This is a genomic window from Curtobacterium sp. 179-B 9B NHS (genome assembly GCF_045370965.1).
Taxonomy (GTDB): domain Bacteria; phylum Actinomycetota; class Actinomycetes; order Actinomycetales; family Microbacteriaceae; genus Curtobacterium.
The window spans coordinates 73,088-97,422 of record NZ_JBIQDQ010000005.1; the positions used below are offsets into that span (position 1 = coordinate 73,088).

At 68.1% G+C, this 24,335-nt stretch carries 35 protein-coding genes; 34 read left to right on the forward strand and 1 reads right to left on the reverse strand.

Annotated features, from left to right (window positions below):
- Positions 1 to 3 precede the first annotated feature (3 nt).
- The 28 genes from rpsG (at position 4) to map (ending at position 19,385) form a co-directional block, all read left to right on the forward strand.
- Positions 4 to 474 carry a 30S ribosomal protein S7 gene (gene rpsG / locus ACH0A8_RS06640; RefSeq protein ID WP_058742332.1) on the forward strand — a complete coding sequence of 157 codons (471 nt, stop codon included), beginning with the start codon at positions 4 to 6 and terminating at the stop codon, positions 472 to 474.
- A 102-nt stretch (positions 475 to 576) separates the two neighbouring features.
- Positions 577 to 2,691 carry an elongation factor G gene (fusA, locus tag ACH0A8_RS06645; RefSeq protein ID WP_066657042.1) on the forward strand — a complete coding sequence of 705 codons (2,115 nt, stop codon included), beginning with the start codon at positions 577 to 579 and terminating at the stop codon, positions 2,689 to 2,691.
- 136 nt (positions 2,692 to 2,827) lie between these two features.
- A complete protein-coding gene (tuf, locus tag ACH0A8_RS06650) occupies positions 2,828 to 4,015 on the forward strand; it encodes an elongation factor Tu (protein ID WP_058728450.1) in 1,188 nt (395 codons plus the stop codon).
- A 143-nt stretch (positions 4,016 to 4,158) separates the two neighbouring features.
- Complete coding sequence (locus tag ACH0A8_RS06655) at positions 4,159 to 5,136, forward strand: DNA topoisomerase IB (protein ID WP_066657035.1); 978 nt, start codon at positions 4,159 to 4,161, stop codon at positions 5,134 to 5,136.
- 81 nt (positions 5,137 to 5,217) lie between these two features.
- A complete protein-coding gene (locus ACH0A8_RS06660) occupies positions 5,218 to 6,033 on the forward strand; it encodes a DarT ssDNA thymidine ADP-ribosyltransferase family protein (protein WP_406906857.1) in 816 nt (271 codons plus the stop codon).
- Between the two features lie 861 nt (positions 6,034 to 6,894).
- Positions 6,895 to 7,203: a 30S ribosomal protein S10 gene (rpsJ, locus tag ACH0A8_RS06665; RefSeq protein ID WP_022903286.1), complete on the forward strand. Its 309-nt coding sequence runs from the start codon at positions 6,895 to 6,897 to the stop codon at positions 7,201 to 7,203.
- Between the two features lie 13 nt (positions 7,204 to 7,216).
- Positions 7,217 to 7,870: a 50S ribosomal protein L3 gene (rplC, locus tag ACH0A8_RS06670; protein WP_406906858.1), complete on the forward strand. Its 654-nt coding sequence runs from the start codon at positions 7,217 to 7,219 to the stop codon at positions 7,868 to 7,870.
- Between the two features lie 2 nt (positions 7,871 to 7,872).
- Complete coding sequence (gene rplD, locus ACH0A8_RS06675; protein WP_066657033.1) at positions 7,873 to 8,532, forward strand: 50S ribosomal protein L4; 660 nt, start codon at positions 7,873 to 7,875, stop codon at positions 8,530 to 8,532.
- Positions 8,529 to 8,828 carry a 50S ribosomal protein L23 gene (rplW, locus tag ACH0A8_RS06680; RefSeq protein ID WP_058742338.1) on the forward strand — a complete coding sequence of 100 codons (300 nt, stop codon included), beginning with the start codon at positions 8,529 to 8,531 and terminating at the stop codon, positions 8,826 to 8,828. The genes rplD and rplW overlap by 4 nt, the downstream gene beginning before the upstream one ends.
- Positions 8,829 to 8,846: 18 nt before the next feature.
- Positions 8,847 to 9,686: a 50S ribosomal protein L2 gene (rplB, locus tag ACH0A8_RS06685; protein ID WP_058728264.1), complete on the forward strand. Its 840-nt coding sequence runs from the start codon at positions 8,847 to 8,849 to the stop codon at positions 9,684 to 9,686.
- Positions 9,687 to 9,697: 11 nt separating this feature from the next.
- Positions 9,698 to 9,979 carry a 30S ribosomal protein S19 gene (gene rpsS, locus ACH0A8_RS06690; RefSeq protein ID WP_017885529.1) on the forward strand — a complete coding sequence of 94 codons (282 nt, stop codon included), beginning with the start codon at positions 9,698 to 9,700 and terminating at the stop codon, positions 9,977 to 9,979.
- A gap of 25 nt (positions 9,980 to 10,004) precedes the next feature.
- On the forward strand, positions 10,005 to 10,397 hold the full coding sequence (gene rplV / locus ACH0A8_RS06695; protein WP_056121420.1) for a 50S ribosomal protein L22: 393 nt from the start codon (positions 10,005 to 10,007) through the stop codon (positions 10,395 to 10,397).
- The gene (gene rpsC, locus ACH0A8_RS06700; RefSeq protein ID WP_066657031.1) at positions 10,397 to 11,203 is read left to right on the forward strand and encodes a 30S ribosomal protein S3; all 807 of its coding nucleotides are present in this window, start codon (positions 10,397 to 10,399) and stop codon (positions 11,201 to 11,203) included. Before rplV ends, rpsC begins: the two co-directional genes overlap by 1 nt.
- Positions 11,204 to 11,205: 2 nt before the next feature.
- Positions 11,206 to 11,625 carry a 50S ribosomal protein L16 gene (gene rplP / locus ACH0A8_RS06705; protein WP_066657030.1) on the forward strand — a complete coding sequence of 140 codons (420 nt, stop codon included), beginning with the start codon at positions 11,206 to 11,208 and terminating at the stop codon, positions 11,623 to 11,625.
- Positions 11,625 to 11,942 (forward strand): 50S ribosomal protein L29, encoded by a 318-nt coding sequence (rpmC, locus tag ACH0A8_RS06710; RefSeq protein WP_058728265.1) that lies wholly within the window; start codon positions 11,625 to 11,627, stop codon positions 11,940 to 11,942. The genes rplP and rpmC overlap by 1 nt, the downstream gene beginning before the upstream one ends.
- A complete protein-coding gene (gene rpsQ, locus ACH0A8_RS06715) occupies positions 11,942 to 12,226 on the forward strand; it encodes a 30S ribosomal protein S17 (protein ID WP_066657023.1) in 285 nt (94 codons plus the stop codon). The genes rpmC and rpsQ overlap by 1 nt, the downstream gene beginning before the upstream one ends.
- 31 nt (positions 12,227 to 12,257) lie before the next feature.
- Positions 12,258 to 12,626, forward strand: a complete 369-nt coding sequence (gene rplN, locus ACH0A8_RS06720) for a 50S ribosomal protein L14 (RefSeq protein ID WP_017885523.1) — start codon at positions 12,258 to 12,260, stop codon at positions 12,624 to 12,626.
- A 3-nt stretch (positions 12,627 to 12,629) separates the two neighbouring features.
- Positions 12,630 to 12,989 (forward strand): 50S ribosomal protein L24, encoded by a 360-nt coding sequence (gene rplX / locus ACH0A8_RS06725; protein ID WP_066657021.1) that lies wholly within the window; start codon positions 12,630 to 12,632, stop codon positions 12,987 to 12,989.
- Positions 12,989 to 13,579, forward strand: a complete 591-nt coding sequence (gene rplE / locus ACH0A8_RS06730) for a 50S ribosomal protein L5 (RefSeq protein ID WP_066657018.1) — start codon at positions 12,989 to 12,991, stop codon at positions 13,577 to 13,579. The genes rplX and rplE overlap by 1 nt, the downstream gene beginning before the upstream one ends.
- Positions 13,580 to 13,758: 179 nt before the next feature.
- On the forward strand, positions 13,759 to 14,157 hold the full coding sequence (rpsH, locus tag ACH0A8_RS06735; RefSeq protein WP_065960021.1) for a 30S ribosomal protein S8: 399 nt from the start codon (positions 13,759 to 13,761) through the stop codon (positions 14,155 to 14,157).
- A 6-nt stretch (positions 14,158 to 14,163) separates the two neighbouring features.
- The gene (rplF, locus tag ACH0A8_RS06740; protein ID WP_066657016.1) at positions 14,164 to 14,700 is read left to right on the forward strand and encodes a 50S ribosomal protein L6; all 537 of its coding nucleotides are present in this window, start codon (positions 14,164 to 14,166) and stop codon (positions 14,698 to 14,700) included.
- A gap of 2 nt (positions 14,701 to 14,702) precedes the next feature.
- Entirely contained in the window at positions 14,703 to 15,074 is a 372-nt protein-coding gene (gene rplR, locus ACH0A8_RS06745) for a 50S ribosomal protein L18 (protein WP_066657014.1), read from the forward strand.
- Positions 15,071 to 15,844: a 30S ribosomal protein S5 gene (rpsE, locus tag ACH0A8_RS06750; RefSeq protein ID WP_081985128.1), complete on the forward strand. Its 774-nt coding sequence runs from the start codon at positions 15,071 to 15,073 to the stop codon at positions 15,842 to 15,844. The genes rplR and rpsE overlap by 4 nt, the downstream gene beginning before the upstream one ends.
- A complete protein-coding gene (rpmD, locus tag ACH0A8_RS06755) occupies positions 15,844 to 16,029 on the forward strand; it encodes a 50S ribosomal protein L30 (protein ID WP_031273241.1) in 186 nt (61 codons plus the stop codon). The genes rpsE and rpmD overlap by 1 nt, the downstream gene beginning before the upstream one ends.
- Entirely contained in the window at positions 16,026 to 16,490 is a 465-nt protein-coding gene (gene rplO / locus ACH0A8_RS06760) for a 50S ribosomal protein L15 (RefSeq protein WP_066657012.1), read from the forward strand. Before rpmD ends, rplO begins: the two co-directional genes overlap by 4 nt.
- A 146-nt stretch (positions 16,491 to 16,636) precedes the next feature.
- The gene (gene secY, locus ACH0A8_RS06765; RefSeq protein WP_066657008.1) at positions 16,637 to 17,959 is read left to right on the forward strand and encodes a preprotein translocase subunit SecY; all 1,323 of its coding nucleotides are present in this window, start codon (positions 16,637 to 16,639) and stop codon (positions 17,957 to 17,959) included.
- Entirely contained in the window at positions 17,956 to 18,546 is a 591-nt protein-coding gene (locus ACH0A8_RS06770) for an adenylate kinase (protein WP_209684904.1), read from the forward strand. The genes secY and ACH0A8_RS06770 overlap by 4 nt, the downstream gene beginning before the upstream one ends.
- Positions 18,547 to 18,605: 59 nt before the next feature.
- Positions 18,606 to 19,385: a type I methionyl aminopeptidase gene (gene map / locus ACH0A8_RS06775; protein ID WP_209684942.1), complete on the forward strand. Its 780-nt coding sequence runs from the start codon at positions 18,606 to 18,608 to the stop codon at positions 19,383 to 19,385.
- Between the two features lie 209 nt (positions 19,386 to 19,594).
- Here the strand turns inward: map and ACH0A8_RS06780 are convergent, their stop codons facing one another.
- Positions 19,595 to 20,872, reverse strand: a complete 1,278-nt coding sequence (locus tag ACH0A8_RS06780; RefSeq protein WP_406906859.1) for an LCP family protein — start codon at positions 20,870 to 20,872, stop codon at positions 19,595 to 19,597.
- A gap of 285 nt (positions 20,873 to 21,157) precedes the next feature.
- Between ACH0A8_RS06780 and infA the strand changes: the two genes are divergently transcribed.
- The 6 genes from infA (at position 21,158) to rplQ (ending at position 24,323) form a co-directional block, all read left to right on the forward strand.
- Complete coding sequence (gene infA, locus ACH0A8_RS06785; RefSeq protein WP_017885509.1) at positions 21,158 to 21,379, forward strand: translation initiation factor IF-1; 222 nt, start codon at positions 21,158 to 21,160, stop codon at positions 21,377 to 21,379.
- A 70-nt stretch (positions 21,380 to 21,449) separates the two neighbouring features.
- On the forward strand, positions 21,450 to 21,566 hold the full coding sequence (gene rpmJ / locus ACH0A8_RS06790; protein ID WP_022903266.1) for a 50S ribosomal protein L36: 117 nt from the start codon (positions 21,450 to 21,452) through the stop codon (positions 21,564 to 21,566).
- A gap of 149 nt (positions 21,567 to 21,715) precedes the next feature.
- Positions 21,716 to 22,090: a 30S ribosomal protein S13 gene (rpsM, locus tag ACH0A8_RS06795; protein WP_058728274.1), complete on the forward strand. Its 375-nt coding sequence runs from the start codon at positions 21,716 to 21,718 to the stop codon at positions 22,088 to 22,090.
- A gap of 9 nt (positions 22,091 to 22,099) precedes the next feature.
- Entirely contained in the window at positions 22,100 to 22,498 is a 399-nt protein-coding gene (gene rpsK, locus ACH0A8_RS06800; RefSeq protein ID WP_017885507.1) for a 30S ribosomal protein S11, read from the forward strand.
- Between the two features lie 205 nt (positions 22,499 to 22,703).
- Entirely contained in the window at positions 22,704 to 23,699 is a 996-nt protein-coding gene (locus ACH0A8_RS06805) for a DNA-directed RNA polymerase subunit alpha (RefSeq protein ID WP_066656999.1), read from the forward strand.
- Positions 23,700 to 23,765: 66 nt separating this feature from the next.
- Entirely contained in the window at positions 23,766 to 24,323 is a 558-nt protein-coding gene (gene rplQ / locus ACH0A8_RS06810; RefSeq protein ID WP_271826942.1) for a 50S ribosomal protein L17, read from the forward strand.
- The last annotated feature ends 12 nt before the right edge of the window (positions 24,324 to 24,335 follow it).

The window sequence follows — 24,335 nt, forward strand, 5'->3', positions numbered from 1 at the left end:
TAGATGCCTCGTAAGGGTCCCGCCCCGAAGCGTCCCGTCGTCGCCGACCCGGTGTACGGCGCGCCGATCGTCTCGCAGCTCGTCAACAAGATCCTCCTGGACGGCAAGAAGGGCCTCGCCGAGCGCATCGTCTACGATGCACTCGAGGGCGTCACCGCCAAGAACCAGCAGGACGCCGTCGCAACGCTGAAGAAGGCGCTCGACAACGTCCGTCCGACCCTCGAGGTCCGCAGCCGCCGCGTCGGTGGCTCGACCTACCAGGTCCCGGTCGAGGTCAAGCCGCACCGCGCGAACACCCTCGCGCTCCGCTGGCTCACCTCGTACGCCAAGGCCCGTCGCGAGAAGACGATGACCGAGCGTCTCATGAACGAGATCCTCGACGCGTCGAACGGTCTCGGTGCCGCGGTCAAGCGCCGTGAGGACACGCACAAGATGGCCGAGTCGAACAAGGCCTTCGCCCACTACCGCTGGTAAGTCCGGCGCTGGTAGTCCCGGCTCCGGGTGGGTGCCGGCGGTCATGAACCGTCGGCGCCCACCCGGACGCCAACCTCTCCTACAACTCTTCCGGAGGAACCTGTGGCACAGGACGTGCTCACCGACCTGAACAAGGTCCGCAACATCGGCATCATGGCGCACATCGATGCCGGCAAGACCACGACGACCGAGCGCATCCTGTTCTACACGGGCATCACGCACAAGATCGGTGAGGTCCACGACGGCGCCGCGACGATGGACTGGATGGCGCAGGAGCAGGAGCGCGGCATCACGATCACGTCGGCCGCGACGACCTGCTTCTGGGACAACAACCAGATCAACATCATCGACACCCCCGGTCACGTGGACTTCACGGTCGAGGTGGAGCGCTCGCTCCGCGTCCTCGACGGTGCCGTCGCCGTCTTCGACGGCAAGGAGGGCGTCGAGCCCCAGTCCGAGACCGTGTGGCGTCAGGCGGACAAGTACGACGTCCCGCGCATCTGCTTCGTCAACAAGATGGACAAGCTCGGCGCTGACTTCTACTTCACCGTCGACACGATCATCAACCGCCTCGGTGCGGAGCCGCTCGTGCTCCAGCTCCCGATCGGTGCCGAGAACGACTTCGTCGGCGTCATCGACCTCATCGAGATGCACGCCAAGGTCTGGCCCGGCGACGCCAAGGGTGACGTGACCATGGGCGCCCAGTACGAGGTCCAGGAGATCCCGGCGGACCTCCAGGACCGCGCCGAGGAGTACCGCGCGAAGCTGATCGAGCGCGTCGCCGAGACCGACGACGCCCTGCTCGAGAAGTTCTTCGGTGGCGAGGAGCTCACCAAGGACGAGATCAAGGGCGCGATCCGCAAGCTCACGATCGCCTCCGAGGTCTACCCCGTCCTCTGCGGCTCGGCCTTCAAGAACCGCGGCGTCCAGCCGATGCTCGACGCGGTCATCGACTACCTCCCGTCCCCGCTCGACGTGCCGCCGATGATCGGCCACGACGTCAAGGACGAGGAGAAGGAGATCATCCGCAAGCCCGACGCCACCGAGCCGTTCTCGGCCCTGGCGTTCAAGGTCGCGGTGCACCCCTTCTTCGGTCGTCTGACCTACGTCCGCGTGTACTCCGGTTCGATCGAGTCCGGTGCCCAGGTCATCAACTCGACCAAGGGCAAGAAGGAGCGCATCGGCAAGATCTTCCAGATGCACTCCAACAAGGAGAACCCGGTCGACAACGTCACCGCCGGTCACATCTACGCGGTCATCGGCCTCAAGGACACCACCACCGGTGACACCCTGTGCGACCCGTCGGACCAGGTCGTCCTCGAGTCGATGACGTTCCCGGAGCCGGTGATCGAGGTCGCCATCGAGCCGAACACGAAGGCCGACCAGGAGAAGCTCTCCACGGCCATCCAGAAGCTCGCGGAAGAGGACCCGACGTTCCGCGTCGAGCTCAACGCCGAGACCGGTCAGACGACGATCAAGGGCATGGGCGAGCTCCACCTCGACATCCTCGTCGACCGCATGAAGCGCGAGTTCAAGGTCGAGGCGTCCGTCGGCAAGCCGCAGGTGGCCTACCGCGAGACCCTGACCAAGGTCGTCGAGCGCTACGACTACACGCACAAGAAGCAGACCGGTGGTTCCGGCCAGTTCGCGAAGGTGCAGATCGCCCTCGAGCCGATGGAAGTCACGGCCGAGAAGGTCTACGAGTTCGAGAACGCCGTCACCGGTGGTCGCGTCCCGCGTGAGTACATCCCGTCGGTCGACGCCGGTATCCAGGACGCCATGCAGGTCGGCATCCTCGCCGGGTACCCGACCGTCGGCGTGAAGGCCATCCTCAAGGACGGCGCGGCGCACGACGTCGACTCGTCCGAGATGGCGTTCAAGATCGCCGGTTCGATCGCCTACAAGGAGGCCGCCCGCAAGGCCGGCCCCGCCATCCTCGAGCCGATCATGGCCGTCGAGGTGCGTACTCCCGAGGAGTACATGGGCGACGTCATCGGTGACCTGAACTCCCGTCGTGGCCAGATCGCCTCGATGGAGGACGCCTCGGGCGTCAAGGTGGTCCGCGCGAGCGTGCCGCTGTCCGAGATGTTCGGCTACGTCGGGGACCTCCGGTCCAAGACCTCTGGTCGTGCGGTCTACTCGATGACCTTCGAGACCTACAGCCAGGTCCCGGCCAAGGTCGCCGAGGAGATCATCGCGAAGAACAGCGGAGAGTAACGCTCCGGCGTTCTCTCCACAGGCGAGGGTGCCCGGCGACGGGCCCCTCGTCACCAAGTACAGTTAGACACACACCCTGCTCGCCAACGGTCGTCAGACCGGGGGCGTGCTCTCCGAGTCCTGAGGAGGACCCACAGTGGCCAAGGCCAAGTTCGAGCGGACCAAGCCGCACGTCAACATCGGAACCATCGGTCACGTCGACCACGGCAAGACCACGCTCACGGCGGCGATCACCAAGGTTCTGCACGACCAGTACCCGGACCTCAACGAGGCCCGTGACTTCGCTCAGATCGACAGCGCTCCCGAGGAGCGCGACCGCGGCATCACGATCAACATCTCCCACGTCGAGTACCAGACCGACAAGCGCCACTACGCGCACGTCGACGCTCCGGGTCACGCCGACTACGTGAAGAACATGATCACCGGTGCGGCGCAGATGGACGGCGCGATCCTCGTGGTCGCCGCCACCGACGGCCCGATGCCCCAGACGCGTGAGCACGTGCTGCTCGCCCGCCAGGTCGGCGTCCCCTACATCGTCGTCGCGCTGAACAAGTCCGACATGGTGGACGACGAGGAGATCCTGGAGCTCGTCGAGCTCGAGGTCCGTGAGCTCCTCGGCTCGCAGGAGTTCGACGAGGACGCCCCCGTCGTGCAGGTCTCGGCGCTCAAGGCGCTCGAGGGCGACGAGAAGTGGGTCAAGTCCGTCCAGGACCTGATGTCCGCCGTCGACGAGAACGTCCCGGACCCGGTGCGCGCCACCGACCAGCCGTTCCTCATGCCGATCGAGGACGTCTTCACGATCACCGGTCGTGGCACCGTCGTCACCGGTCGTGTCGAGCGTGGCACGCTGGACCTCAACTCCGAGGTCGAGATCGTCGGCATCCGCCCGACGCAGAAGACCACGGTCACGGGCATCGAGATGTTCCGCAAGCTGCTGGACAAGGCTGAGGCGGGCGACAACACCGGTCTCCTCATCCGTGGCCTCAAGCGCGAGGACGTCGAGCGCGGCCAGGTCGTCGTGAAGCCGGGTTCGGTCACGCCGCACACCGAGTTCAAGGCGAACGCGTACATCCTGACCAAGGAAGAGGGCGGTCGTCACAACCCGTTCTACGCGAACTACCGTCCGCAGTTCTACTTCCGCACCACGGACGTCACCGGCGTCATCACGCTGCCCGAGGGCACCGAGATGGTCATGCCCGGCGACACCGTCGCCATGTCGGTCGAGCTGATCCAGCCGATCGCGATGGAGGCCGGCCTCCGCTTCGCCATCCGTGAGGGTGGCCGCACGGTCGGCGCCGGTACGGTCGAGGAGATCGTCAAGTAACTCCCGGTTCTCCGGAAGACACTGCGTCAGCGGGGTCGGGCCTTCGGGTCCGGCCCCGCTTCGTCGTTGCCGGCGGCCTTCTGGTCTCCTCCGGGAACGTTCCCGGTGACGGGTCCCAGGCGCTGACGGGCAACATCGTCGGAGTGACCCGTCTCCGCCGCTCCGCGACCAACGGTCGTGGCTACCACCGTGTCCGCAGCGGCAAGGGCTTCTCGTACCGCGACCCGGACGGGAAGACCGTCACGGACGAGGCCGTCCGGCAGCGCCTCGAGGACCTCGTGATCCCGCCGGCCTGGGACGACGTGTGGATCTCGCCGTACGAGAACGGGCACATCCTCGCGACCGGCAAGGACGGCGTCGGTCGTCGCCAGTACATGTACCACCCCGGTTGGCGCGAGCGGATGGACCGCATCAAGTACGACCGCGCGCTGGCCCTGGCGGAGTCGCTGCCGTCCGCGCGACGGATGGTGACGCAGGACCTGCGACGGCCCGAGCCCGACCGTCGGCGTGCCCTCGCCGCGGCCTTCCGGATGCTCGACCAGGGCTCGCTCCGGGTCGGCTCCGAGCGGTACGCCACCGAGCACGGCAGCCGCGGGCTGTCGACGCTGCTCTGTGCGCACGCGCACGTGTCGGGCGACGACATCGAGCTCGACTTCCCGGGCAAGAGCGGACAGGAGTGGTCCTCGACCATCCACGACCACGACCTCGCGCGGGTCATCGCCGGGATGAAGCGGCGTGGCCCGAACGCCCGCCTGCTGTCGTTCCGCGACGGACGGGGCGCGGAGTGGGAGCCCCTCGCCGCCGAGGACATCAACGAGTACGTGAAGGAGCGCGCCGGCGACGAGTTCACGGCGAAGGACTTCCGCACCCTGCACGGCACGGTGGCCGCCGCCGTGGACCTCGCGCGCACCGGACCCCAACCCAGCGAGGCGAAGCGCAAGAAGGCCGTCTCGCACGCCGTGAAGGCCGCGAGCGAGGAGCTGGGCAACACGCCGACCGTGTGCCGGCAGAGCTACATCGACCCGCGGCTGCTCGACGCGTACCAGCACGGCGAGACCATCGACCCCGAGCGCCTGCACGCAGCCGAGTCCGAGGTGCGTGCCCTGCTCTACCGACAGTGACGGAAGGGGGCGGATCATGACGTACGGTTGGACACCGTGCCCGACCTCCCCCACCCGGGCACGGAAGGACCCCTCCCAGTCGTGACCGACGAGTGCATCCACGGTTTCCCCACCGAGCTCTGCGACATCTGCTCCCCCCGACAGGCCGAGGTGCCTGCCGTCCCCACCACGCCGACGCCCCGTCGGACCCGCATCACCACCGACCTCCGCTCCACCCCGGCGCCCGTGCGCGGCTCGTCGTCGCTCCGGTCTCCCGCGGCTCCCGAGCTGCCGGAGCCCCGCGTCTTCGCGTCGCTCCGCGCGCACCACGCCACCCACGTCGACAACCTGTCGTCGATCGTCGCCGAGGGTGCGATCCTCGCTGCCGACGCGGCCGCCCCGGTCGTCGACGTCAGCTCGGCCGAGACGCGGGCCGCCCGCGCCGAGGCGAGTGCTCCCGACGGCGGACCCGTCTCCGGGCACGTGCCCTTCACCCTCTCGCCCGACGCCACCCGCTGGGACGAGCTCCGTCACGGTGCCGAGGGCACCCGGTGGTCGGACGCCGCCCGCCGCACCCGCGCGACCGAGTACGTCGTGCTCGTCGTGCCGGTGTCCGCGTTCGGCGCGTCGGTGATCGTGGCCGACCAGGACGCCGACGCCGACGACGTGCGGTTCGCCGTCGGTCCCGAGGCCGCGACGAACCTGATCCGCCGGACCGACTTCACCGACCCGGACATGCACGGGCTCGAGCTGCTCGCCGGTCCCCGGGTGCCGTTCTCGTCCGTCGCCGTGATCGGTGTGCCGAACGACCGCGTCCGACAGCAGGTCAAGTCGCTGCTCGCGCAGCACCGGGTCACCGGGCCCCGCGTCGCGGTCTTCCCGCCCTGGTTCGTCCCGCCCGTGCCCGAGGAGTTCTGACCGGGTCGGACGACCTCCCCACCATCGTGCCCGCTCGGCCTCGCCGAGCGGGCACGATCGGTTCCACCGGGCTCGCCGGGTTGCCCGGTCCTCGACCGCGCCGTGCCGAGCGGGCCGTTTCCGTCACGCTCGGCACCTCGACCCGACCGATCCCGCCCGCTCGGCGCGCACCGCGCGGCGTGTCCTGCCCGCTCGCGGAGCGACGGGGGCCGCACTTGCACCCGCCTGACCGGCGTCGTCCGCACTGGCACCCGCCGGACCGACGTCGGCCGCACTGGCACCCGTAGGACCAACAACGGCCGCACCGGCGCCCGCCGGAGCAGCGCCGGCGTGACCGATCCCGGCCACCGGAGGCGCCGCCGCGAGCACACCGAGCACCTCGGGAACGCGCCCGACGCGCCCGGGGTGCGCCGTGCCTCCAGGCCGACCGGAACCCCGCCGTTCCGGGGGAGCGACCCCTCTCGCACCCCACCGGACCGGGCGACACGCCCGGGTTGCACGCACGGACGTGCTGTGCGAGACTTGTCCGGTTCCGAATTCCGCGGGCGTTCGCGCGCGCAGGATCACTGCTCTGGCAGTGCACAACCCCTCCGTCCAGCGGAGCTGGGTTGGGCCGCAGGCAGCAGAACACGATCGAGTCCCTCGTGAGCGCCTGGCCACTGCTGTGTCCAGGTGTGGGGGAAGCGACATGCCCACGCTGGACGGCCACGGTCGCCCTGCGCGGTTGACAGGAGAACAGCGGTCATCCCCCGAGGATGCGGCCGGTTGGTTCAGGAAAACAGCCAAGCCCTGCAGGAATGCACGGTGACGGCGGCGTCAGGCGGCCCGAGGGTGCGCGGCGCAGAGAGGACAGAGAGACACATGGCGGGACAGAAGATCCGCATCCGGCTCAAGTCGTACGACCACGAGGTCATCGACACGTCGGCCCGGAAGATCGTCGACACGGTGACCCGTGCCGGTGCGACCGTGGTCGGCCCGGTGCCGCTCCCCACCGAGAAGAACGTGGTCACCGTGATCCGTTCTCCCCACAAGTACAAGGACTCGCGCGAGCACTTCGAGAAGCGCACGCACAAGCGGGTCATCGACATCGTCGACCCGACGCCGAAGGCCGTCGACTCGCTCATGCGACTCGACCTCCCGGCTGACGTCAACATCGAGATCAAGCTGTAAGGGGGACCGACCAATGGCGAACTCAACCAAGACCGTCAAGGGCCTCCTCGGCAAGAAGCTCGGGATGACCCAGGTGTGGGACGAGAACAACAAGTTCATCCCCGTCACCGTGATCGAGGTCGGCCCGAACGTGGTCACCCAGATCCGCAACGTCGAGCGCGACGGCTACGAGGCGATCCAGATCGCCGCCGGTGCCATCGACCCGCGCAAGGTGAACAAGCCGGCCACCGGCCACTTCGAGGCTGCCGGTGTGACCCCGCGTCGCACCCTCACCGAGATCCGCACCAACGACTCCGCCGAGTACACGCTCGGCCAGGAGCTCACCGTCGACACCTTCGAGGCCGGCCAGAAGGTCGACGTCGTCGGGACGTCGAAGGGCAAGGGCTTCGCCGGTGTCATGAAGCGCCACGGCTTCGCCGGTGTGTCCGCTTCGCACGGTGCCCACCGCAACCACCGCAAGCCCGGTTCGATCGGTGCTTCGTCGACCCCGTCGCGTGTCTTCAAGGGCATGCGCATGGCCGGCCGCATGGGTGGCGAGCGCGTGACCGTCCTCAACCTCACGGTGCACGCCGTCGACGCCGAGAAGGGTCTGCTGCTCGTCAAGGGCGCCGTCCCCGGTGCGCGCGGTCGCTCCGTCTTCGTCCGCACCGCCGTGAAGGGTAAGTGATCATGGCCACCGAGACCGCAACCACGATCGACGTCCTCGACGCGACCGGAGCCGTCGCCGGCAGCATCGAGCTGCCCGCCGCGCTCTTCGACGTCGAGACCAACGTCCCGCTGATCCACCAGGTCGTCACCGCGCAGCTCGCCGCCGCGCGTCAGGGCACCCACAAGACCAAGAACCGCGGCGAGGTCCGCGGTGCTGGTCGCAAGCCGTTCAAGCAGAAGGGCACCGGCCGCTCCCGTCAGGGTTCGGTCCGCGCTCCGGAGCACACCGGCGGTGGCGTCGTCCACGGACCGACCCCGCGCGACTACTCGCAGCGCACCCCGAAGAAGATGATCGCCGCAGCCTTGCTCGGCTCGCTCTCGGACCGCGCCCGCGGTGGCCGCATCTCCGCTGTCGAGTCCTTCGTCGCGGCCGAGGTGCCGTCGACCAAGACCGCTCGCACGCTCATCGAGAAGGTCGCGCCCGTCAAGAACGTGCTCGTCGTGCTCGAGTCGGACGACGAGCTCACGCTCAAGTCGATCCGCAACCTGCCGGGTGTCCACGCACTCTCGTACGGCCAGCTCAACGCCTACGACGTGCTCAAGTCGGATGCCCTCGTCTTCAGCAAGAGCGCACTCGACGCCTTCATCGCGTCGAAGACCGCGAAGGAGATCTCCGCATGAGCGGCTTCAACAAGGACCCGCGCGACATCATCATCTCGCCGGTCGTCTCGGAGAAGAGCTACGGCCTGATCGACCAGGGCAAGTACACGTTCATCGTGGACCCCCGTTCGAACAAGACCGAGATCAAGCTCGCCATCGAGAAGATCTTCGACGTCAAGGTCGCGAGCATCAACACGCTGAACCGTCCGGGCAAGACCCGTCGCACGAAGTTCGGCCTGGGCAAGCGCAAGGACACCAAGCGCGCCATCGTGACGCTCAAGTCCGGTTCGATCGACATCTTCACGGCTGTCGGCTGAGGACCAGAGGGATAAATCATGGCTATTCGTAACTACAAGCCGACGACCCCCGGTCGTCGCGGCTCGTCGGTCGCCGACTTCGCTGAGATCACCCGTTCGACGCCGGAGAAGTCGCTGCTTCGTCCGCTGCCGAAGACCGGTGGCCGCAACAGCTCGGGCCGCATCACCACCCGCCACATCGGTGGTGGCCACAAGCGCCAGTACCGCGTGATCGACTTCCGTCGTCACGACAAGGACGGCGTGGACGCCAAGGTCGCACACATCGAGTACGACCCGAACCGCACCGCGCGCATCGCGCTCCTGCACTACGTCGACGGCACGAAGCGCTACATCATCGCGCCGAACAAGCTCAAGCAGGGCGACGTCATCGAGCAGGGCCCCGGCGCCGACATCAAGCCCGGCAACAACCTGCCGCTGCGCAACATCCCCGTGGGTACGGTCATCCACGCGATCGAGCTCCGCCCCGGTGGCGGCGCGAAGATGGCGCGTTCGGCCGGTGCCTCGGTGCGTCTCGTCGCCAAGGACGGCCCCTACGCGCAGCTCCGCCTGCCGTCGGGCGAGGTCCGCAACGTCGACGCCCGCTGCCGCGCCACGATCGGCGAGGTCGGCAACGCCGAGCAGTCCAACATCAACTGGGGCAAGGCCGGCCGCATGCGCTGGAAGGGCGTCCGCCCGACCGTGCGTGGTGTCGCGATGAACCCGGTCGACCACCCGCACGGTGGTGGTGAGGGCAAGACGTCCGGTGGTCGTCACCCGGTCAGCCCCTGGGGCCAGGCCGAGGGTCGTACGCGCAAGCCGAACAAGCCGAGCGACAAGCTCATCGTCCGTCGCCGTAACGCCGGCAAGAAGCGCAAGTAGGAGTTCAGAAGATGCCACGCAGTCTGAAGAAGGGCCCCTTCGTCGACGAGCACCTGCTCCGCAAGGTCGTCACGCAGAACGAGGCCAACACCAAGAACGTGATCCGTACCTGGTCGCGTCGCTCGATGATCGTCCCGAACATGCTCGGACACACGATCGCCGTGCACGACGGCCGCAAGCACATCCCGGTGTTCGTCACCGAGTCGATGGTCGGTCACAAGCTCGGCGAGTTCGCGCCGACCCGCACCTTCCGTGGTCACGTGAAGGACGACAAGAAGGGCCGTCGCCGCTAAGGCGGCGACGCAGAGGAGGAACGAAATGGTGGAGTCGATCGCACGCGTGCGACACATCCGCGTCACGCCTCAGAAGGCCCGTCGCGTCATCGAGCTGATCCGCGGCAAGCAGGCCCACGAGGCCCTCGCCATCCTGAAGTTCGCCCCCCAGGGCGCTTCGGAGCCCGTGTACAAGCTGGTCGCCTCGGCGATCGCGAACGCACGTGTCAAGGCGGACTCGACGAACAGCTTCCTCGACGAGCGCGACCTCTACGTGAGCCGCGTCTTCGTCGACGAGGGCACGACCCTGAAGCGGTTCCAGCCGCGTGCCCAGGGCCGCGCCTTCCGCATCAACAAGCGCACCAGCCACATCACGGTCGTCCTCGCGACGCCGGACGAGGCCGAGGCTGCCGCGACGAGCAAGAAGGCGAGCAAGTAATGGGCCAGAAGGTCAACCCGTACGGCTTCCGTCTCGGGATCACGACGGACCACGTCTCGCACTGGTTCACCGACAGCACGAAGGCCGGTCAGCGCTACGCCGACTACGTGGCCGAGGACATCAAGGTGCGCGAGTACCTGAAGAAGACCCTCGACCGCGCCGGTGTCGCCCGCATCGAGCTCGAGCGCACCCGTGACCGCGTCCGCGTGGACATCCACACCGCGCGTCCGGGCATCGTCATCGGTCGCCGTGGCGCCGAGGCGGAGCGCGTCCGTGGCGAGCTCGAGAAGCTCACCAAGAAGCAGATCCAGCTCAACATCCTCGAGGTCAAGAACCCCGAGACCGAGGCCCAGCTCGTCGCGCAGGGCATCGCCGAGCAGCTCTCCGCTCGTGTCGCGTTCCGTCGCGCCATGCGCAAGGGCCTGCAGGGTGCACAGCGTGCCGGCGCCAAGGGTGTCCGCATCCAGGTGTCGGGCCGTCTCGGCGGCGCCGAGATGTCCCGCTCGGAGTTCTACCGCGAGGGCCGCGTGCCCCTGCACACGCTCCGCGCGAACATCGACTACGGCTTCTACGAGGCCCGGACCACGTTCGGCCGCATCGGCGTGAAGGTCTGGATCTACAAGGGCGACATCACGAACAAGGAGCTCGCTCGCGAGCAGGCGAACCAGCGTTCGTCGCGCCCCGAGCGTCGTGGCGGCCCGCGTGGCGAGCGCGGCGACCGTGGGGACCGCCGTGGCGGCGACCGCGGCGGCCGTCAGCAGCAGGCTCCGCAGGACGCGCCGGCCGGCGCAGGAGTTGAGGCGTAACCATGCTTATCCCCCGTCGAGTCAAGCACCGCAAGCAGCACCACCCGAAGCGTTCGGGCCAGGCGACGGGCGGCACCAAGGTGTCGTTCGGCGACTTCGGTATCCAGGCGCTCACGCCCGCCTACGTGACCAACCGTCAGATCGAGTCCGCTCGTATCGCCATGACGCGTCACATCAAGCGTGGCGGCAAGGTCTGGATCAACATCTACCCGGACCGCCCGCTCACCAAGAAGCCGGCTGAGACCCGCATGGGTTCCGGTAAGGGCTCGCCCGAGTGGTGGGTCGCCAACGTCAAGCCGGGTCGTGTGCTCTTCGAGCTCTCCGGCGTCAGCGAGGACATCGCCCGTGAGGCGCTGACCCGTGCAATCCACAAGCTGCCCCTCAAGGCACGCATCATCAAGCGCGAGGAGGGCGACGCATAATGGCGATCGGTTCCAAGGAGCTCCGTCCGACGGAGCTCGACACCTTCGAGAACGAGCGTCTCGCTGACGAGCTGAAGAAGGCCAAGGAGGAACTCTTCAACCTCCGCTTCCAGTCGGCCACCGGCCAGCTGGAGAGCCACGGTCGTCTCCGCGCCGTCAAGCGCGACATCGCACGCATCTACACGGTCCTCCGTGAGCGCGAGCTCGGCATCCGTGCCACCCCCGCGCCCGTCGAGACCGCCACCAAGGCCAAGAAGACGAAGAAGGCTGACAAGCCCGCCGAGTCGACCGAGGCCGCTACCGCCGAGGAGAACTGATGGCGAACGAAGAGAACAACTCCGCCGCCTCGACCCGCGGCTACCGCAAGACGCGTCGCGGCTACGTGACGAGCGACAAGATGGACAAGACCATCGTGGTCGAGGTCGAGGACCGCGTGAAGCACGCGCTCTACGGCAAGATCATCCGTCGCACGTCCAAGGTGAAGGCGCACGACGAGCTCGGCACCGCCGGTGTCGGCGACCTCGTCGTGATCAGCGAGACCCGTCCCCTCAGCGCCTCCAAGCGCTGGCGCCTGGTCGAGATCCTCGAGAAGGCCAAGTAGGCCCCGGCCTGCTTCGGAATAGGAGACAGCAGTGATTCAGCAGGAATCCCGCCTGAAGGTCGCCGACAACACGGGTGCCAAGGAGATCTTGACCATCCGCGTGCTCGGTGGCTCGGGTCGTCGCTACGCCGGCCTCGGTGACGTCATCGTCGCCACGGTGAAGGACGCCATCCCCGGCGGCAACGTGAAGAAGGGTGACGTCGTCAAGGCGGTCATCGTTCGCACCAAGAAGGAGACCCGTCGTCAGGACGGCTCCTACATCAAGTTCGACGAGAACGCGGCAGTGATCCTCAAGGCCGACGGCGACCCGCGCGGTACGCGCATCTTCGGGCCGGTCGGTCGTGAGCTCCGTGACAAGAAGTTCATGAAGATCATCTCGCTCGCGCCGGAGGTGCTGTAAGCCATGGCGAACATCAAGAAGGGTGACCTCGTCCAGGTCATCACGGGAGCCAAGCAGGAGCGTGGCGGCGACCGTGGCAAGCAGGGCAAGGTCATCGAGGTCCTCAAGGACAAGAACCGTGTCGTCGTCGAGGGCGTGAACTTCGTCACGAAGCACGTCCGCGTCGGCCAGACGCAGCGCGGGTCGAAGACCGGTGGCGTCGAGCAGCACGAGGCTCCGATCCACGTGTCGAACGTCGCCATCGTCGACCCGAAGACCAAGAAGCCGACCCGCGTCGGCTTCCGCATCGAAGAGGTGGAGAAGGACGGCGTCAAGAAGACCGTCCGCGTCCGCTACGCCAAGAAGTCGGGTGAGAAGCTCTGATGACCGACACGACTGCCGCGCCGGAGACCAAGGTCGAGCCGCGCCTCAAGCAGAAGTACAAGAACGAGATCAAGGCTGCCCTCACCGAGCAGTTCGGGTACGCGAACGTCAACCAGGTCCCCGGCCTGGTCAAGGTCGTCGTGAACACCGGTGTCGGTGAAGCAGCTCGTGACTCGAAGGTCATCGAGGGGGCCGTCAAGGACCTCACGGCGATCACGGGTCAGAAGCCGGTCGTGACGAAGGCCCGCAAGTCCATCGCGCAGTTCAAGCTGCGTGAGGGTCAGGCCATCGGCGCGCACGTCACCCTCCGTGGTGACCGCGCGTGGGAGTTCATCGACCGCCTCGTCACCCTCGCACTGCCCCGCATCCGCGACTTCCGCGGGCTCAGCGACAAGCAGTTCGACGGCAACGGCAACTACACGTTCGGTCTCACGGAGCAGTCGATGTTCCACGAGATCGACCAGGACCGCATCGACCGCGTGCGTGGCTTCGACATCACCGTCGTGACCACCGCGAAGACGGACGACGAGGGCCGCGCGCTGCTCCGCCAGCTCGGCTTCCCGTTCCGTTCGGCCGACCAGACGGTCTAAGCTGGTCCGGGCGCTGCGGGCCGGAGGATTCACGTCCTCCGGCCCGCACGCACGAACACCGGCCGACGGCGACAGCCGCCGGCCCCCAGGTCTCCGGGATCCGCTCGGAGACCACCCGATCGCTCAGGTCGGCATTCGTGGAACGGGTGTCGAAACCAGGCGAAGAATGGACGACCATCATGACGATGACCGATCCGGTCGCAGACATGCTGACCAGATTGCGGAACGCGAACTCGGCGCACCACGACGCCGTCTCGCTCCCCAGCTCCAAGCTGAAGAAGAACATCGCCGAGATCCTCAAGCGCGAGGGCTACATCAGCGAGTGGAAGATCGAGGACGCCCGCGTCGGGCAGACCCTCACGATCGACCTGAAGTACGGCCCCGAGCGCGAGCGTTCGATCGCCGGCATCAAGCGCGTCTCGAAGCCCGGTCTCCGGGTCTACGCGAAGTCGACGGAGCTCCCCCAGGTCCTCGGTGGCCTCGGCGTGGCGATCCTCTCGACCTCGTCGGGGCTGCTCACCGACCGTGAAGCCGAGCAGAAGGGCGTGGGTGGGGAAGTCCTCGCCTACGTGTGGTGATCGACAATGTCTCGAATCGGACGTCTTCCCATTGACATCCCCGCGGGTGTGACCGTCGCCATCGACGGCCAGACCGTCGCGGTCAAGGGCCCGAAGGGCGAGCTCGCGCTCACCGTCGCAGAGCCCATCCAGGCCAAGGTCGAGGAGAACCAGGTCCTCGTCACCCGTCCGGACGACGAGCGCAGCTCGCGTGCGCTGCACGGCCTGACCCGCACCCTCATCGCGAACAACATCGTCGGCGTGACCCAGGGCTACTCCAAGGGCCTCGAGGTCGTCGGTACCGGTTACCGCGTCGCGGCGAAGGGCAGCAACGTCGAGTTCGCGCTCGGCTACTCCCACCCCATCACGGTCGAGCCGCCGGCGGGCATCAGCTTCGCCGTCGAGGGCAACAACAAGCTCACCGTGTCAGGCATCGACAAGCAGGCCGTCGGCGAGGTGGCTGCCAACATCCGCAAGCTGCGCAAGCCCGAGCCCTACAAGGGCAAGGGTGTCCGCTACGCGGGCGAGATCGTGCGCCGCAAGGCCGGAAAGTCAGGTAAGTGATCATGGCTCTCGGTATCCGAGGAAAGAGCAAGTCGGCCGCCAAGGCGCGCCGTCACAACCGTCTCCGCAAGAAGATCACCGGCACCGAGGCGCGTCCGCGTCTCGCCGTCACCCGTTCGTCGCGTCACGTGTTCGTCCAGGTCATCGACGACGCGAAGGGCCACACCCTGGCCAGCGCGTCGACGATGGAGGCCGACCTCCGTTCGTTCGACGGCGACAAGACGGCCAAGGCCCGTCGCATCGGCGAGCTCGTCGCCGAGCGTGCGAAGGCCGCTGGCGTCGAGGCCGTGGTCTTCGACCGCGGTGGGAGCAAGTACGCCGGTCGCGTCGCCGCGATCGCCGATGGTGCCCGTGAAGGAGGGCTGAACCTGTGAGCGACATCGCGAACAACAACGAAGCGGCCGAGACCGAGACCGCTGCTGCGACGGAGACCGTCGCCAAGGCCGCGGCCGGCAAGGAAGCGGAAGCCCCTGCCGTCGCCGAGCGTCCGGTCGAGACCGCCGCGGGCTCCGCGTCGAACAACCGCGACAACGCCGACCAGCGCGGCCGTCGTGGTGGCGGGCGTGACCGTCAGCAGGGTCGTGACCGCAACAACCGCGGTGGCGACAGCCAGTTCCTCGAGCGCGTGGTGACCATCAACCGCGTGTCGAAGGTCGTCAAGGGTGGTCGTCGCTTCAGCTTCACGGCGCTCGTCGTCGTCGGTGACGGCAACGGCCTCGTCGGTGTCGGCTACGGCAAGGCGAAGGAAGTCCCCACCGCGATCTCGAAGGGCGTCGAGGAGGCGAAGAAGAACTTCTTCCGCGTCCCGCGCGTCGGCAACACCATCCCGCACCCGGTGCAGGGTGAGGCCGCTGCCGGTGTCGTGCTCCTGCGTCCGGCCGCTGCCGGTACCGGTGTCATCGCCGGTGGTCCGGTCCGCGCCGTGCTCGAGTGCGCCGGCATCCACGACGTCCTGAGCAAGTCGCTCGGCTCGTCGAACACCATCAACATCGTGCACGCGACCGTCGAGGCGCTGCAGCAGCTCGAGGAGCCCCGCGCGGTCGCGAGCCGTCGTGGCCTCGACGTCGACCGGGTCGTCCCGGCCCGTCTGCTCCACGCCGAGGCTGCGGCGCTGCGTGCCGCGACCGAGAAGGCAGGTGCGTGATGGCGATGCTGAAGATCACGCAGACGAAGTCCGTTATCAGCGAGAAGCAGTACCAGCGCGACACCCTGCGCAGCCTGGGCCTCAAGCGCATCGGCCGTACGGTCCTGCGTGAGGACAACGCCCAGAACCGCGGGTACATCGCGACGGTGGCGCACCTCGTGAAGGTCGAGGAGGTCGACGCATGAGCGACGAGAAGAACGAGCGGGTCCAGGTGCTGAAGCTGCACCACCTCCGCCCGGCTGCCGGTTCCAAGAAGGACCGCACCCGTGTCGGCCGTGGTGAGGGCTCGAAGGGCAAGACCGCCGGCCGTGGTACCAAGGGCCAGAAGGCTCGTTACCAGGTCAAGGTCGGCTTCGAGGGTGGGCAGATGCCGCTGCACATGCGCACCCCGAAGCTCCGCGGGTTCAAGAACCCGTTCCGCGTCGAGTACCAGGTCGTGAACCTGGACAAGATCGCGGAGCTCTACCCCAACGGTGGCGACGTCACCGTCGCGGACCTGGTCGCCAAGGGCGCCGTCCGCAAGAACGAGAAGGTCAAGGTTCTCGGTCAGGGTGACATCAGCGTGAAGCTCACGGTCTCGGTCGACAAGGTCTCGGCGTCCGCCGCCGAGAAGATCGTGGCTGCTGGCGGAACCGTCTCCCAGTAACCCCCGTCGGCGGCCCGTGCGTTTGCGCACGGGCCGCCGTTACGGTTTCCTTGACAGTGGCTGACGTCCGTCGGCCAGGTCGGCGCTGCCGATCGACACCGTGAAGACCCCGATCGGGTCGCCGGTCCCAGAAGTTCGGAGTCCTCGTGTTCAGAGCGGTCGCGCGCATCATGCGCACCCCAGATCTTCGCAAGAAGATCGGCTTCACCCTCGCGATCATCGCGCTGTTCCGTCTCGGGTCGTACATCCCCGCGCCGTTCGTCGACTACGCCGCCGTGCAGAGCTGCCTGGCGAGCGCCGGCTCCTCGGGTGGGCTCTACGACCTCATCAACCTCTTCTCCGGCGGCGCGCTGCTGAAGCTGTCGGTCTTCGCGCTCGGCATCATGCCGTACATCACGTCGTCGATCATCGTGCAGCTCCTGCGCGTGGTGATCCCGCACTTCGACGCCCTCTACAAGGAGGGCCAGTCCGGCCAGGCGAAGCTGACGCAGTACACGCGCTACCTCACCATCGCGCTCGGTGTCCTGCAGTCGACCACCCTCATCACGGTCGCGCGCTCGGGTGCCCTCTTCGGCACGAACGCGTCGGCGTCCTGCTCGTCGATCATCTCGAACGACAGCTGGTACGCGATCATGCTCATGGTCGTCACGCTGACCGCCGGTACCGGCCTGATCATGTGGATGGGCGAGCTCGTCACCGAGCGCGGCATCGGCAACGGCATGTCGCTGCTCATCTTCACGTCCATCGCCGCGCAGTTCCCGTCGGCCCTGTGGGCGATCGAGCAGTCGCAGTCCTTCGAGCTCTTCCTGTTCGTCATCCTCGTCGGTCTGGTCATCATGATGGCCGTCGTCTTCGTCGAGCAGTCGCAGCGACGCATCCCGGTGCAGTACGCCAAGCGCATGGTCGGGCGCCGCACCTACGGCGGCAACAACACCTACATCCCGATCAAGGTGAACATGGCCGGCGTCGTGCCCGTCATCTTCGCCTCGTCGCTGCTGTACCTGCCGGCCCTGGTCGCGCAGTTCAACCAGCCCTCGGACGGCTCGGAGCCGGCCGCCTGGGTGACCTGGATCCAGAACAACCTGACCTCGGGTGACAACTGGTTCTACATGGTCCTGTACTTCCTGCTCATCGTCGGGTTCACGTACTTCTACGTCGCGATCACCTTCAACCCCGAAGAGGTCGCCGACAACATGAAGAAGTACGGCGGCTTCATCCCGGGCATCCGGGCCGGCCGTCCGACGGCCGAGTACCTCGACTTCGTCCTGACCCGGGTGACGTTGCCCGGCTCGCTCTACCTCGGTCTCATCGCGCTCATCCCGCTGGCAGCACTGGCGCTGTTCGGCGCGAACCAGAACTTCCCGTTCGGCGGCGCGAGCATCCTCATCATCGTGGGTGTCGGTCTCGAGACCGTGAAGCAGATCGACTCGCAGCTGCAGCAACGTCACTACGAAGGGCTTCTCCGTTGAGCGCACGCCTCATCATCGTCGGACCTCCCGGAGCCGGGAAGGGCACCCAGGCCGGTCGCATCGCCGAGGGCTTCGGCGTCCCCGCGATCTCCACGGGTGACATCTTCCGCAAGAACGTCTCCGAGGGCACGCCGTTGGGCGTGCAGGCCAAGGCGATCATGGACGCGGGGAACTACGTCCCCGACGAACTGACGAACGAGCTCGTCAAGTCGCGCCTCGCCGAGCCGGACGCCGAGCAGGGCTTCCTGCTCGACGGCTACCCCCGCACGGTGGGCCAGGTCGAGTACCTCGACGCGCTGCTCGCGGAGCAGGGCGCCGGGATCGACGCCGTGGTGCAGCTCGTCGCCGACCAGGACGCGCTCGTCGCGCGGCTCCTGAAGCGCGCCGAGGACCAGGGGCGCAGCGACGACAACGAGGAGACCATCCGGCGTCGCCAGGAGGTCTACACGGAGCAGACCGCGCCGATCGTCGCGGCGTACGCCGAGCGCGGTCTCGTGGTCGACGTGGACGGCCTCGGCGGCATCGACGAGGTCGGGGACCGCATCCAGGCGGCGCTCAGCTCGCGCGGCCTCACCGCGGGCGTCTGACACCCCTCGTGCGTCGTCGCAAGCCCTCGATCTACAAGTCGCCGGAGGAGCTCCGCGCGATGCTCCGTCCCGGATTGCTCACCGAGGCCGCGCTCGTCGCGGTCCGTGCTGCGATCCGCCCGGGCGTCACCACGGGCGAGCTCGACGCGATCGCCGAGCGGACGATCCGCGAGGGCGGCGGCGTCCCGAACTTCCAGCTCGTCCCGGGCTACCGGCACACCCTGTGCGTCTCCGTGAACGACGAGATCGTCCACGGGATCCCCGGCGACCGCGTGCTCGAGCCGGGCGACATCGTCTCGGTCGACGCCGGTGCAGAGGTCGACGGGTGGAACGGTGACAGCGCCTTCACGACGGTGCTCCCCGGCGGCGACGCTCCCGTGACTGCGGCGCGCCAGACGCTCTGCGACACCACGGAGCGCTCGCTCTGGCACGGCATCGCGGCGCTCGCACACGCGCGGAACCTCAACGAGGTGGGCGCGGTGATCGAGGACGCCATCGACGAGACGGGCGCCTGGGGCATCGTCGAGGACTTCACGGGGCACGGGATCGGCCGGTCCATGCACGAGGACCCGCCGGTCTTCAACTACCGGGTCCGCGGTGCCGGTCCGGCGGTCCGGCCCGGCTTGGTCGTGGCGATCGAACCGATGGTGACGGCCGGGACGATCGACAGCTCCACGGACGACGACGACTGGACGATCAGGACCCTCGACGGTTCCGACGCGGCGCACTGGGAGCACTCGGTGGCCGTGCACGCCGAGGGCATCTGGGTGCTCACCGCATCGGACGGCGGCGCCTCCGGCCTCGTGCCGCTCGGCGTCACGCCCGTCCCCGTCCCGTAGGGCGACCGGACGCGTCCGGTCCGTGACCGGTGACCGCGCGGTCGGCCGGGAGGCGCGGTGCGACTCCGCGCACCGGCCCGGTCACCGACGACGGCCGGGCCGACGCCGGGACCGCTCCGCGCGCGTCCGCGCCGGTCCCCGGCGGGCTGAGCCCGACGGGTTCAGTCCCCGACGCGCTCAGTCCCCGACGGGCGCAGTCCCCGACGCGCTCAGTTGCCGACGGTGCAGGTCTGCTCGGACGCCGACTGGCCGGAGATGCTCGAGGGCAGCGGGGTCGCCGTCGGCGTCCCGGCAGCGGTCGCCGTACCCGTGGGCGTCCCGGTCGCAGCTCCGCTCGCCGCGTCGTCCCCCGCGGCCGGCGCGTCGGACGACGGTGCGTCGCTCCCCGGGGTGCCCGCCGCGGTCGGGGACTCCTCCGACGCCCGGCCGGTGGACGAGTCGCTCAGCGAGGTCTTGCGGTCCTGCTGCAGCACGACGTTGAGGTCGTGCGCCGCCGCCTCGTCGACGAGCACGTGCGCGGTGTCGGAGGGGTCGTCGACGACCGGGTACTGCACGAACAGCATGTCCGAGGTGCTCATGCCCCGCAGGGTCGAGGCGAGTCCGACGAGGGTGCGGGTCTGCGCCAGGCCGTCGGAGAGCGTCATGTTCGACAGCGCCGCACCGGCCAGCTTGTAGAGGGTCACCGGGTTCGACAGGGTGCCGTCCGAGGTGACCTTCCGGAGCAGGGCGGACAGGAAGACCTGCTGGGAGCTGATGCGCGCGAGGTCGCTGCCGTCACCGACGCCGTGCCGGCTGCGCAGGAACGCGAGCGCGTCCTGGCCGGCGAGGGTGTGCTGACCGGCCGAGAGCTGCAGGCCGGTGTACGAGTCGTCGATGGGCTTCGCGACGCAGACGTCGACGCCGCCCACGGCGTTCGACATCTCGATCACCCCGTCGAAGGTGATGAGTCCGGCGTAGGGGATCGTCAGCCCGGTCAGGTTCTCGACCGTGTCCACGGCGCAGGAGATCCCGCCGTGCCCGAGGGACTCGTTGATGAGCTCGCTGTCCACGGCCGGGTACGAGGTGCCCGTCTCGGGGTTCGTGCACGCCGGGATCGGGACCTTGAGGTCGCGGGGGAAGCTGACGGCCGTGAGCTGCTGGTGGTCCTGCGAGATGTGGACGAGGATCGTGACGTCGTTCCGGGCGCCCTCGACGTTCTCGTCCGAGTCGAACTGCCCGACGCGGGTGTCGCTGCCGAGGAGCAGGATGTTCGCGCCGCCCTGCATCGCCGTGATGTCGGCGGTCTTCGCGGTGTTCTGGTCGTCGGTGCTGAGCTCGACCGTGTGCGGTGCCGCGGCGAGCTGTGCGCCGGCGATCGCCGCGACGCTCGTGCCGCTGACCAGGACGACGGCGACCGTGGCCGCGACGAACCCCAGCAGCGTGCCCCATCCGCGACGGCGCGGCAGTCGACCGTGACGGGCGAGGGGGCGGCGGGGCGCGTCAGGCACGTGGTCTCCGATCGGTTCTCCGGCGCGGGCGTCCGGGGGGCAGCGACGGCCAGGCTACGGCGACGGGCCCGTTCCGGACCTCGGAAGCGGCCGCTGATCCACTGTGGACCGTTCAGCTCCGGACGGCGAGCCCCAGACGGAGGGTCGCGGCCCGACCGGCACTTGGCAATCTGCGCCGGATCGCATAGGGTTGATCTTTGGTGTGTCATGCCCTTCGGCGTGGCGCCCGACCCGCAGACCGGCTCGGGGATCACACCGGTAATCCAACCAAGCGACAGTGAGGCTATGGCCAAGAAAGACGGCGTCATCGAGATCGAAGGCTCGGTGCTCGAAGCTCTGCCCAACGCGATGTTCCGCGTTGAGCTGACCAACGGACACAAGGTCCTCGCGCACATCTCCGGGAAGATGCGCCAGCACTACATCCGCATCCTCCCCGAGGACCGCGTGATCGTGGAGCTGAGCCCGTACGACCTGACCCGCGGCCGGATCGTCTACCGCTACAAGTGATCCGCGAGCTGGAAAGGAACGGCTCGGCGAACCCGCCGGGCACGAAGCCAGCGAGCAACAGGAAGCAATCATGAAGGTCAACCCCAGCGTCAAGCCCATCTGCGAGCACTGCCGTGTCATCCGCCGCAAGGGCCGCGTCATGGTGATCTGCAAGAGCAACCCGCGCCACAAGCAGCGCCAGGGCTGAGCTCCCAGCAGGACCCACAACTCAACACTGAACACGCAGTACCAGAACTCCGCCACTGACCTCGGTCGTCGGCGGGGGGACACCTCGGGGCGGAGGCCCGGGCACCGGTACTGCGCCACACCTCCACCGAAAACAGGAGCAGCCAGAACATGGCACGTCTAGCAGGCGTCGACATCCCGCGCGAGAAGCGCGTGGAGATCGCACTCACGTACATCTACGGCGTCGGCCGTACCCGCGCGGTCCAGGCACTCGCCGAGACCGGTATCTCCGGTGACATCCGCGTCAAGGACCTGACCGACGACCAGCTCGTCGCCCTCCGTGACTTCATCGAGGGCAACTTCAAGGTGGAGGGTGACCTCCGCCGCGAGGTCGCCGCCGACATCCGCCGCAAGGTCGAGATCGGTAGCTACGAGGGTCTCCGCCACCGTCGTGGTCTCCCGGTGCGTGGTCAGCGCACCAAGACCAACGCGCGTACCCGCAAGGGACCGAAGCGCACCGTGGCAGGCAAGAAGAAGGCCCGATAGGAGATCATCATGGCTACCCCCAAGACTGCCGCGCGCAAGCCGCGTCGCAAGGAGAAGAAGAACGTCGCCGTGGGCCAGGCCCACATCAAGAGCACGTTCAACAACACCATCGTCAGCATCACCGACCCGTCGGGTGCCGTCCTCAGCTGGGCGTCCTCGGGTGCCGTGGGCTTCAAGGGTTCGCGCAAGTCGACGCCGTTCGCGGCGCAGCTCGCCGCCGAGTCCGCTGCGCGTCAGGCGCAGGAGCACGGCGTCAAGAAGGTCGACGTCTTCGTCAAGGGCCCGGGCTCGGGTCGCGAGACCGCGATCCGTTCGCTCCAGGCCGCTGGCCTCGAGGTCGGCTCGATCAACGACGTCACCCCGCAGGCGCACAACGGCTGCCGCCCGCCGAAGCGTCGCCGCGTCTGACGCGAGGAGCAACCGGCCGTTCCCCGCTCGTCCCCTGACCGGGGCGAGCGGGGCCGGCCATTCCTGGTCGTTCGATCGCGTACGTCGGGCCCTCCCGGCCCCGCGCTGCGCGTGATCACAACTCAACAGACCCGTCGGGGCCCGGTCGGCCCCGTCGTACCGCCGAGTGTCATATAGCGGACACTCCGCCGAAAGGAATCCCACAGTGCTCATTGCACAGCGCCCCACCCTGACCGAGGAGTCGATCTCCGAGCACCGCTCGCGCTTCGTCATCGAGCCGCTCGAGCCGGGCTTCGGTTACACCCTCGGCAACTCGCTGCGCCGCACGCTCCTCTCCTCGATCCCCGGCGCGGCTGTCACCAGCATCCGCATCGACGGCGTCCTCCACGAGTTCAGCACCGTCCCCGGTGTCAAGGAAGACGTCACCGAGATCATCCTCAACATCAAGAGCCTCGTCGTCTCCAGCGAGCACGACGAGCCGATCACCGCGTACCTGCGCAAGCAGGGTGCCGGTCAGGTCACCGCGGCGGACATCTCCGCCCCGGCCGGCGTCGAGATCCACAACCCGGACCTCGTCATCGCGACCCTGAACGACACCGCGCGCTTCGAGCTGGAGCTGACGATCGAGCGTGGCCGCGGCTACGTCTCGGCGACCCAGAACCGTTCGGAGTTCAGCGAGGCCGGGCAGATCCCGATCGACTCGATCTACTCGCCGGTCCTCAAGGTCACCTACCGCGTCGAGGCGACGCGTGCCGGTGAGCGCACGGACTTCGACCGCCTGGTCGTCGACGTCGAGTCGAAGCCGGCGATCACGCCGCGCGACGCCATCGCGTCGGCCGGTCGCACGCTGGTCGAGCTGTTCGGTCTCGCCCGCGAGCTGAACACGGCGGCCGAGGGCATCGAGATCGGCCCCGCGCCGGTCGACGCGGTGCTCTCGAACGAGCTGCAGACCCCGATCGAGGACCTCGACCTGTCGGTGCGCAGCTACAACTGCCTCAAGCGGGAGGGCATCAACACGGTGTCCGAGCTCGTCGCCCTGTCGGAGACGCAGCTCATGAACATCCGCAACTTCGGTCAGAAGTCGGTGGACGAGGTCAAGGACAAGCTCACCGAGCTCGGCCTGTCCCTCAAGGACACCGTCCCCGGATTCGACGGCGCCCACTTCTACAGCGGGTACGACGAGGACGAGTCCAACAACTGACCTCGCGCTCACGCGCACGCGCACCGATGAGTCGGTGCGCACCACCATCACCACTGGAGAACTGACATGCCGAAGCCCACCAAGGGCCCCCGCCTCGGTGGCGGCCCCGCCCACGAGCGCCTGCTCCTGAGCAACCTCGCCAACGCCCTCTTCACGCACGGTCGCATCACGACCACCGAGACGAAGGCCAAGCGCCTGCGTCCCGTCGCCGAGCGTCTCATCACGTTCGCGAAGCGTGGCGACCTGCACGCGCGTCGTCGTGTGATCGCCCAGCTGCGCGACAAGTCCGTCGTGCACACGCTGTTCACGGAGATCGCCCCGCAGGTCGAGGACCGTCAGGGCGGCTACACCCGCATCACGAAGCTCGGCTTCCGCAAGGGTGACAACGCGCCGCTCGCCTCGATCGAGCTCGTCCTCGAGCCGGTGTCGAGCACGCCGGCCCCGGTCAAGCGCGACGCGGCCCCGGCTGCTGCCGCTCCGGCCGAGGAGACCCCGGCCGAGGAGACCCCGGTCGAGTCCACGGAGACGACCGAGGAGTCCGCTCCCGTCGAGGCCGAGACCGAGACCCCGGCTGCCGCCGAGGTCGAGGCCGACGCCGAGGCGAAGTCGGACGACGCCAAGTAGGTCCAGCACCAC

What these genes read in the sequence shown, in the direction of transcription:
- rpmJ (WP_022903266.1), top strand. Translation starts at nt 21,450, where the DNA reads ATGAAGGTCAACCCCAGCGTCAAGCCCATCTGCGAGCACTGCCGTGTC.
- rpsS (WP_017885529.1), top strand. Translation starts at nt 9,698, where the DNA reads ATGCCACGCAGTCTGAAGAAGGGCCCCTTCGTCGACGAGCACCTGCTC.
- rplP (WP_066657030.1), top strand. Translation starts at nt 11,206, where the DNA reads ATGCTTATCCCCCGTCGAGTCAAGCACCGCAAGCAGCACCACCCGAAG.
- rplE (WP_066657018.1), top strand. Translation starts at nt 12,989, where the DNA reads ATGACCGACACGACTGCCGCGCCGGAGACCAAGGTCGAGCCGCGCCTC.
- rpmC (WP_058728265.1), top strand. Translation starts at nt 11,625, where the DNA reads ATGGCGATCGGTTCCAAGGAGCTCCGTCCGACGGAGCTCGACACCTTC.
- rplR (WP_066657014.1), top strand. Translation starts at nt 14,703, where the DNA reads ATGGCTCTCGGTATCCGAGGAAAGAGCAAGTCGGCCGCCAAGGCGCGC.
- rplD (WP_066657033.1), top strand. Translation starts at nt 7,873, where the DNA reads ATGGCCACCGAGACCGCAACCACGATCGACGTCCTCGACGCGACCGGA.
- infA (WP_017885509.1), top strand. Translation starts at nt 21,158, where the DNA reads ATGGCCAAGAAAGACGGCGTCATCGAGATCGAAGGCTCGGTGCTCGAA.
- rpsG (WP_058742332.1), top strand. Translation starts at nt 4, where the DNA reads ATGCCTCGTAAGGGTCCCGCCCCGAAGCGTCCCGTCGTCGCCGACCCG.
- rpsQ (WP_066657023.1), top strand. Translation starts at nt 11,942, where the DNA reads ATGGCGAACGAAGAGAACAACTCCGCCGCCTCGACCCGCGGCTACCGC.
- rpsC (WP_066657031.1), top strand. Translation starts at nt 10,397, where the DNA reads ATGGGCCAGAAGGTCAACCCGTACGGCTTCCGTCTCGGGATCACGACG.
- rplO (WP_066657012.1), top strand. Translation starts at nt 16,026, where the DNA reads ATGAGCGACGAGAAGAACGAGCGGGTCCAGGTGCTGAAGCTGCACCAC.
- rpsM (WP_058728274.1), top strand. Translation starts at nt 21,716, where the DNA reads ATGGCACGTCTAGCAGGCGTCGACATCCCGCGCGAGAAGCGCGTGGAG.
- rpsJ (WP_022903286.1), top strand. Translation starts at nt 6,895, where the DNA reads ATGGCGGGACAGAAGATCCGCATCCGGCTCAAGTCGTACGACCACGAG.
- rplQ (WP_271826942.1), top strand. Translation starts at nt 23,766, where the DNA reads ATGCCGAAGCCCACCAAGGGCCCCCGCCTCGGTGGCGGCCCCGCCCAC.
- map (WP_209684942.1), top strand. Translation starts at nt 18,606, where the DNA reads ATGCTCCGTCCCGGATTGCTCACCGAGGCCGCGCTCGTCGCGGTCCGT.
- rpmD (WP_031273241.1), top strand. Translation starts at nt 15,844, where the DNA reads ATGGCGATGCTGAAGATCACGCAGACGAAGTCCGTTATCAGCGAGAAG.
- rplX (WP_066657021.1), top strand. Translation starts at nt 12,630, where the DNA reads ATGGCGAACATCAAGAAGGGTGACCTCGTCCAGGTCATCACGGGAGCC.
- rplB (WP_058728264.1), top strand. Translation starts at nt 8,847, where the DNA reads ATGGCTATTCGTAACTACAAGCCGACGACCCCCGGTCGTCGCGGCTCG.
- rpsK (WP_017885507.1), top strand. Translation starts at nt 22,100, where the DNA reads ATGGCTACCCCCAAGACTGCCGCGCGCAAGCCGCGTCGCAAGGAGAAG.
- rplW (WP_058742338.1), top strand. Translation starts at nt 8,529, where the DNA reads ATGAGCGGCTTCAACAAGGACCCGCGCGACATCATCATCTCGCCGGTC.
- rpsH (WP_065960021.1), top strand. Translation starts at nt 13,759, where the DNA reads ATGACGATGACCGATCCGGTCGCAGACATGCTGACCAGATTGCGGAAC.
- rplC (WP_406906858.1), top strand. Translation starts at nt 7,217, where the DNA reads ATGGCGAACTCAACCAAGACCGTCAAGGGCCTCCTCGGCAAGAAGCTC.
- rplV (WP_056121420.1), top strand. Translation starts at nt 10,005, where the DNA reads ATGGTGGAGTCGATCGCACGCGTGCGACACATCCGCGTCACGCCTCAG.
- rplF (WP_066657016.1), top strand. Translation starts at nt 14,164, where the DNA reads ATGTCTCGAATCGGACGTCTTCCCATTGACATCCCCGCGGGTGTGACC.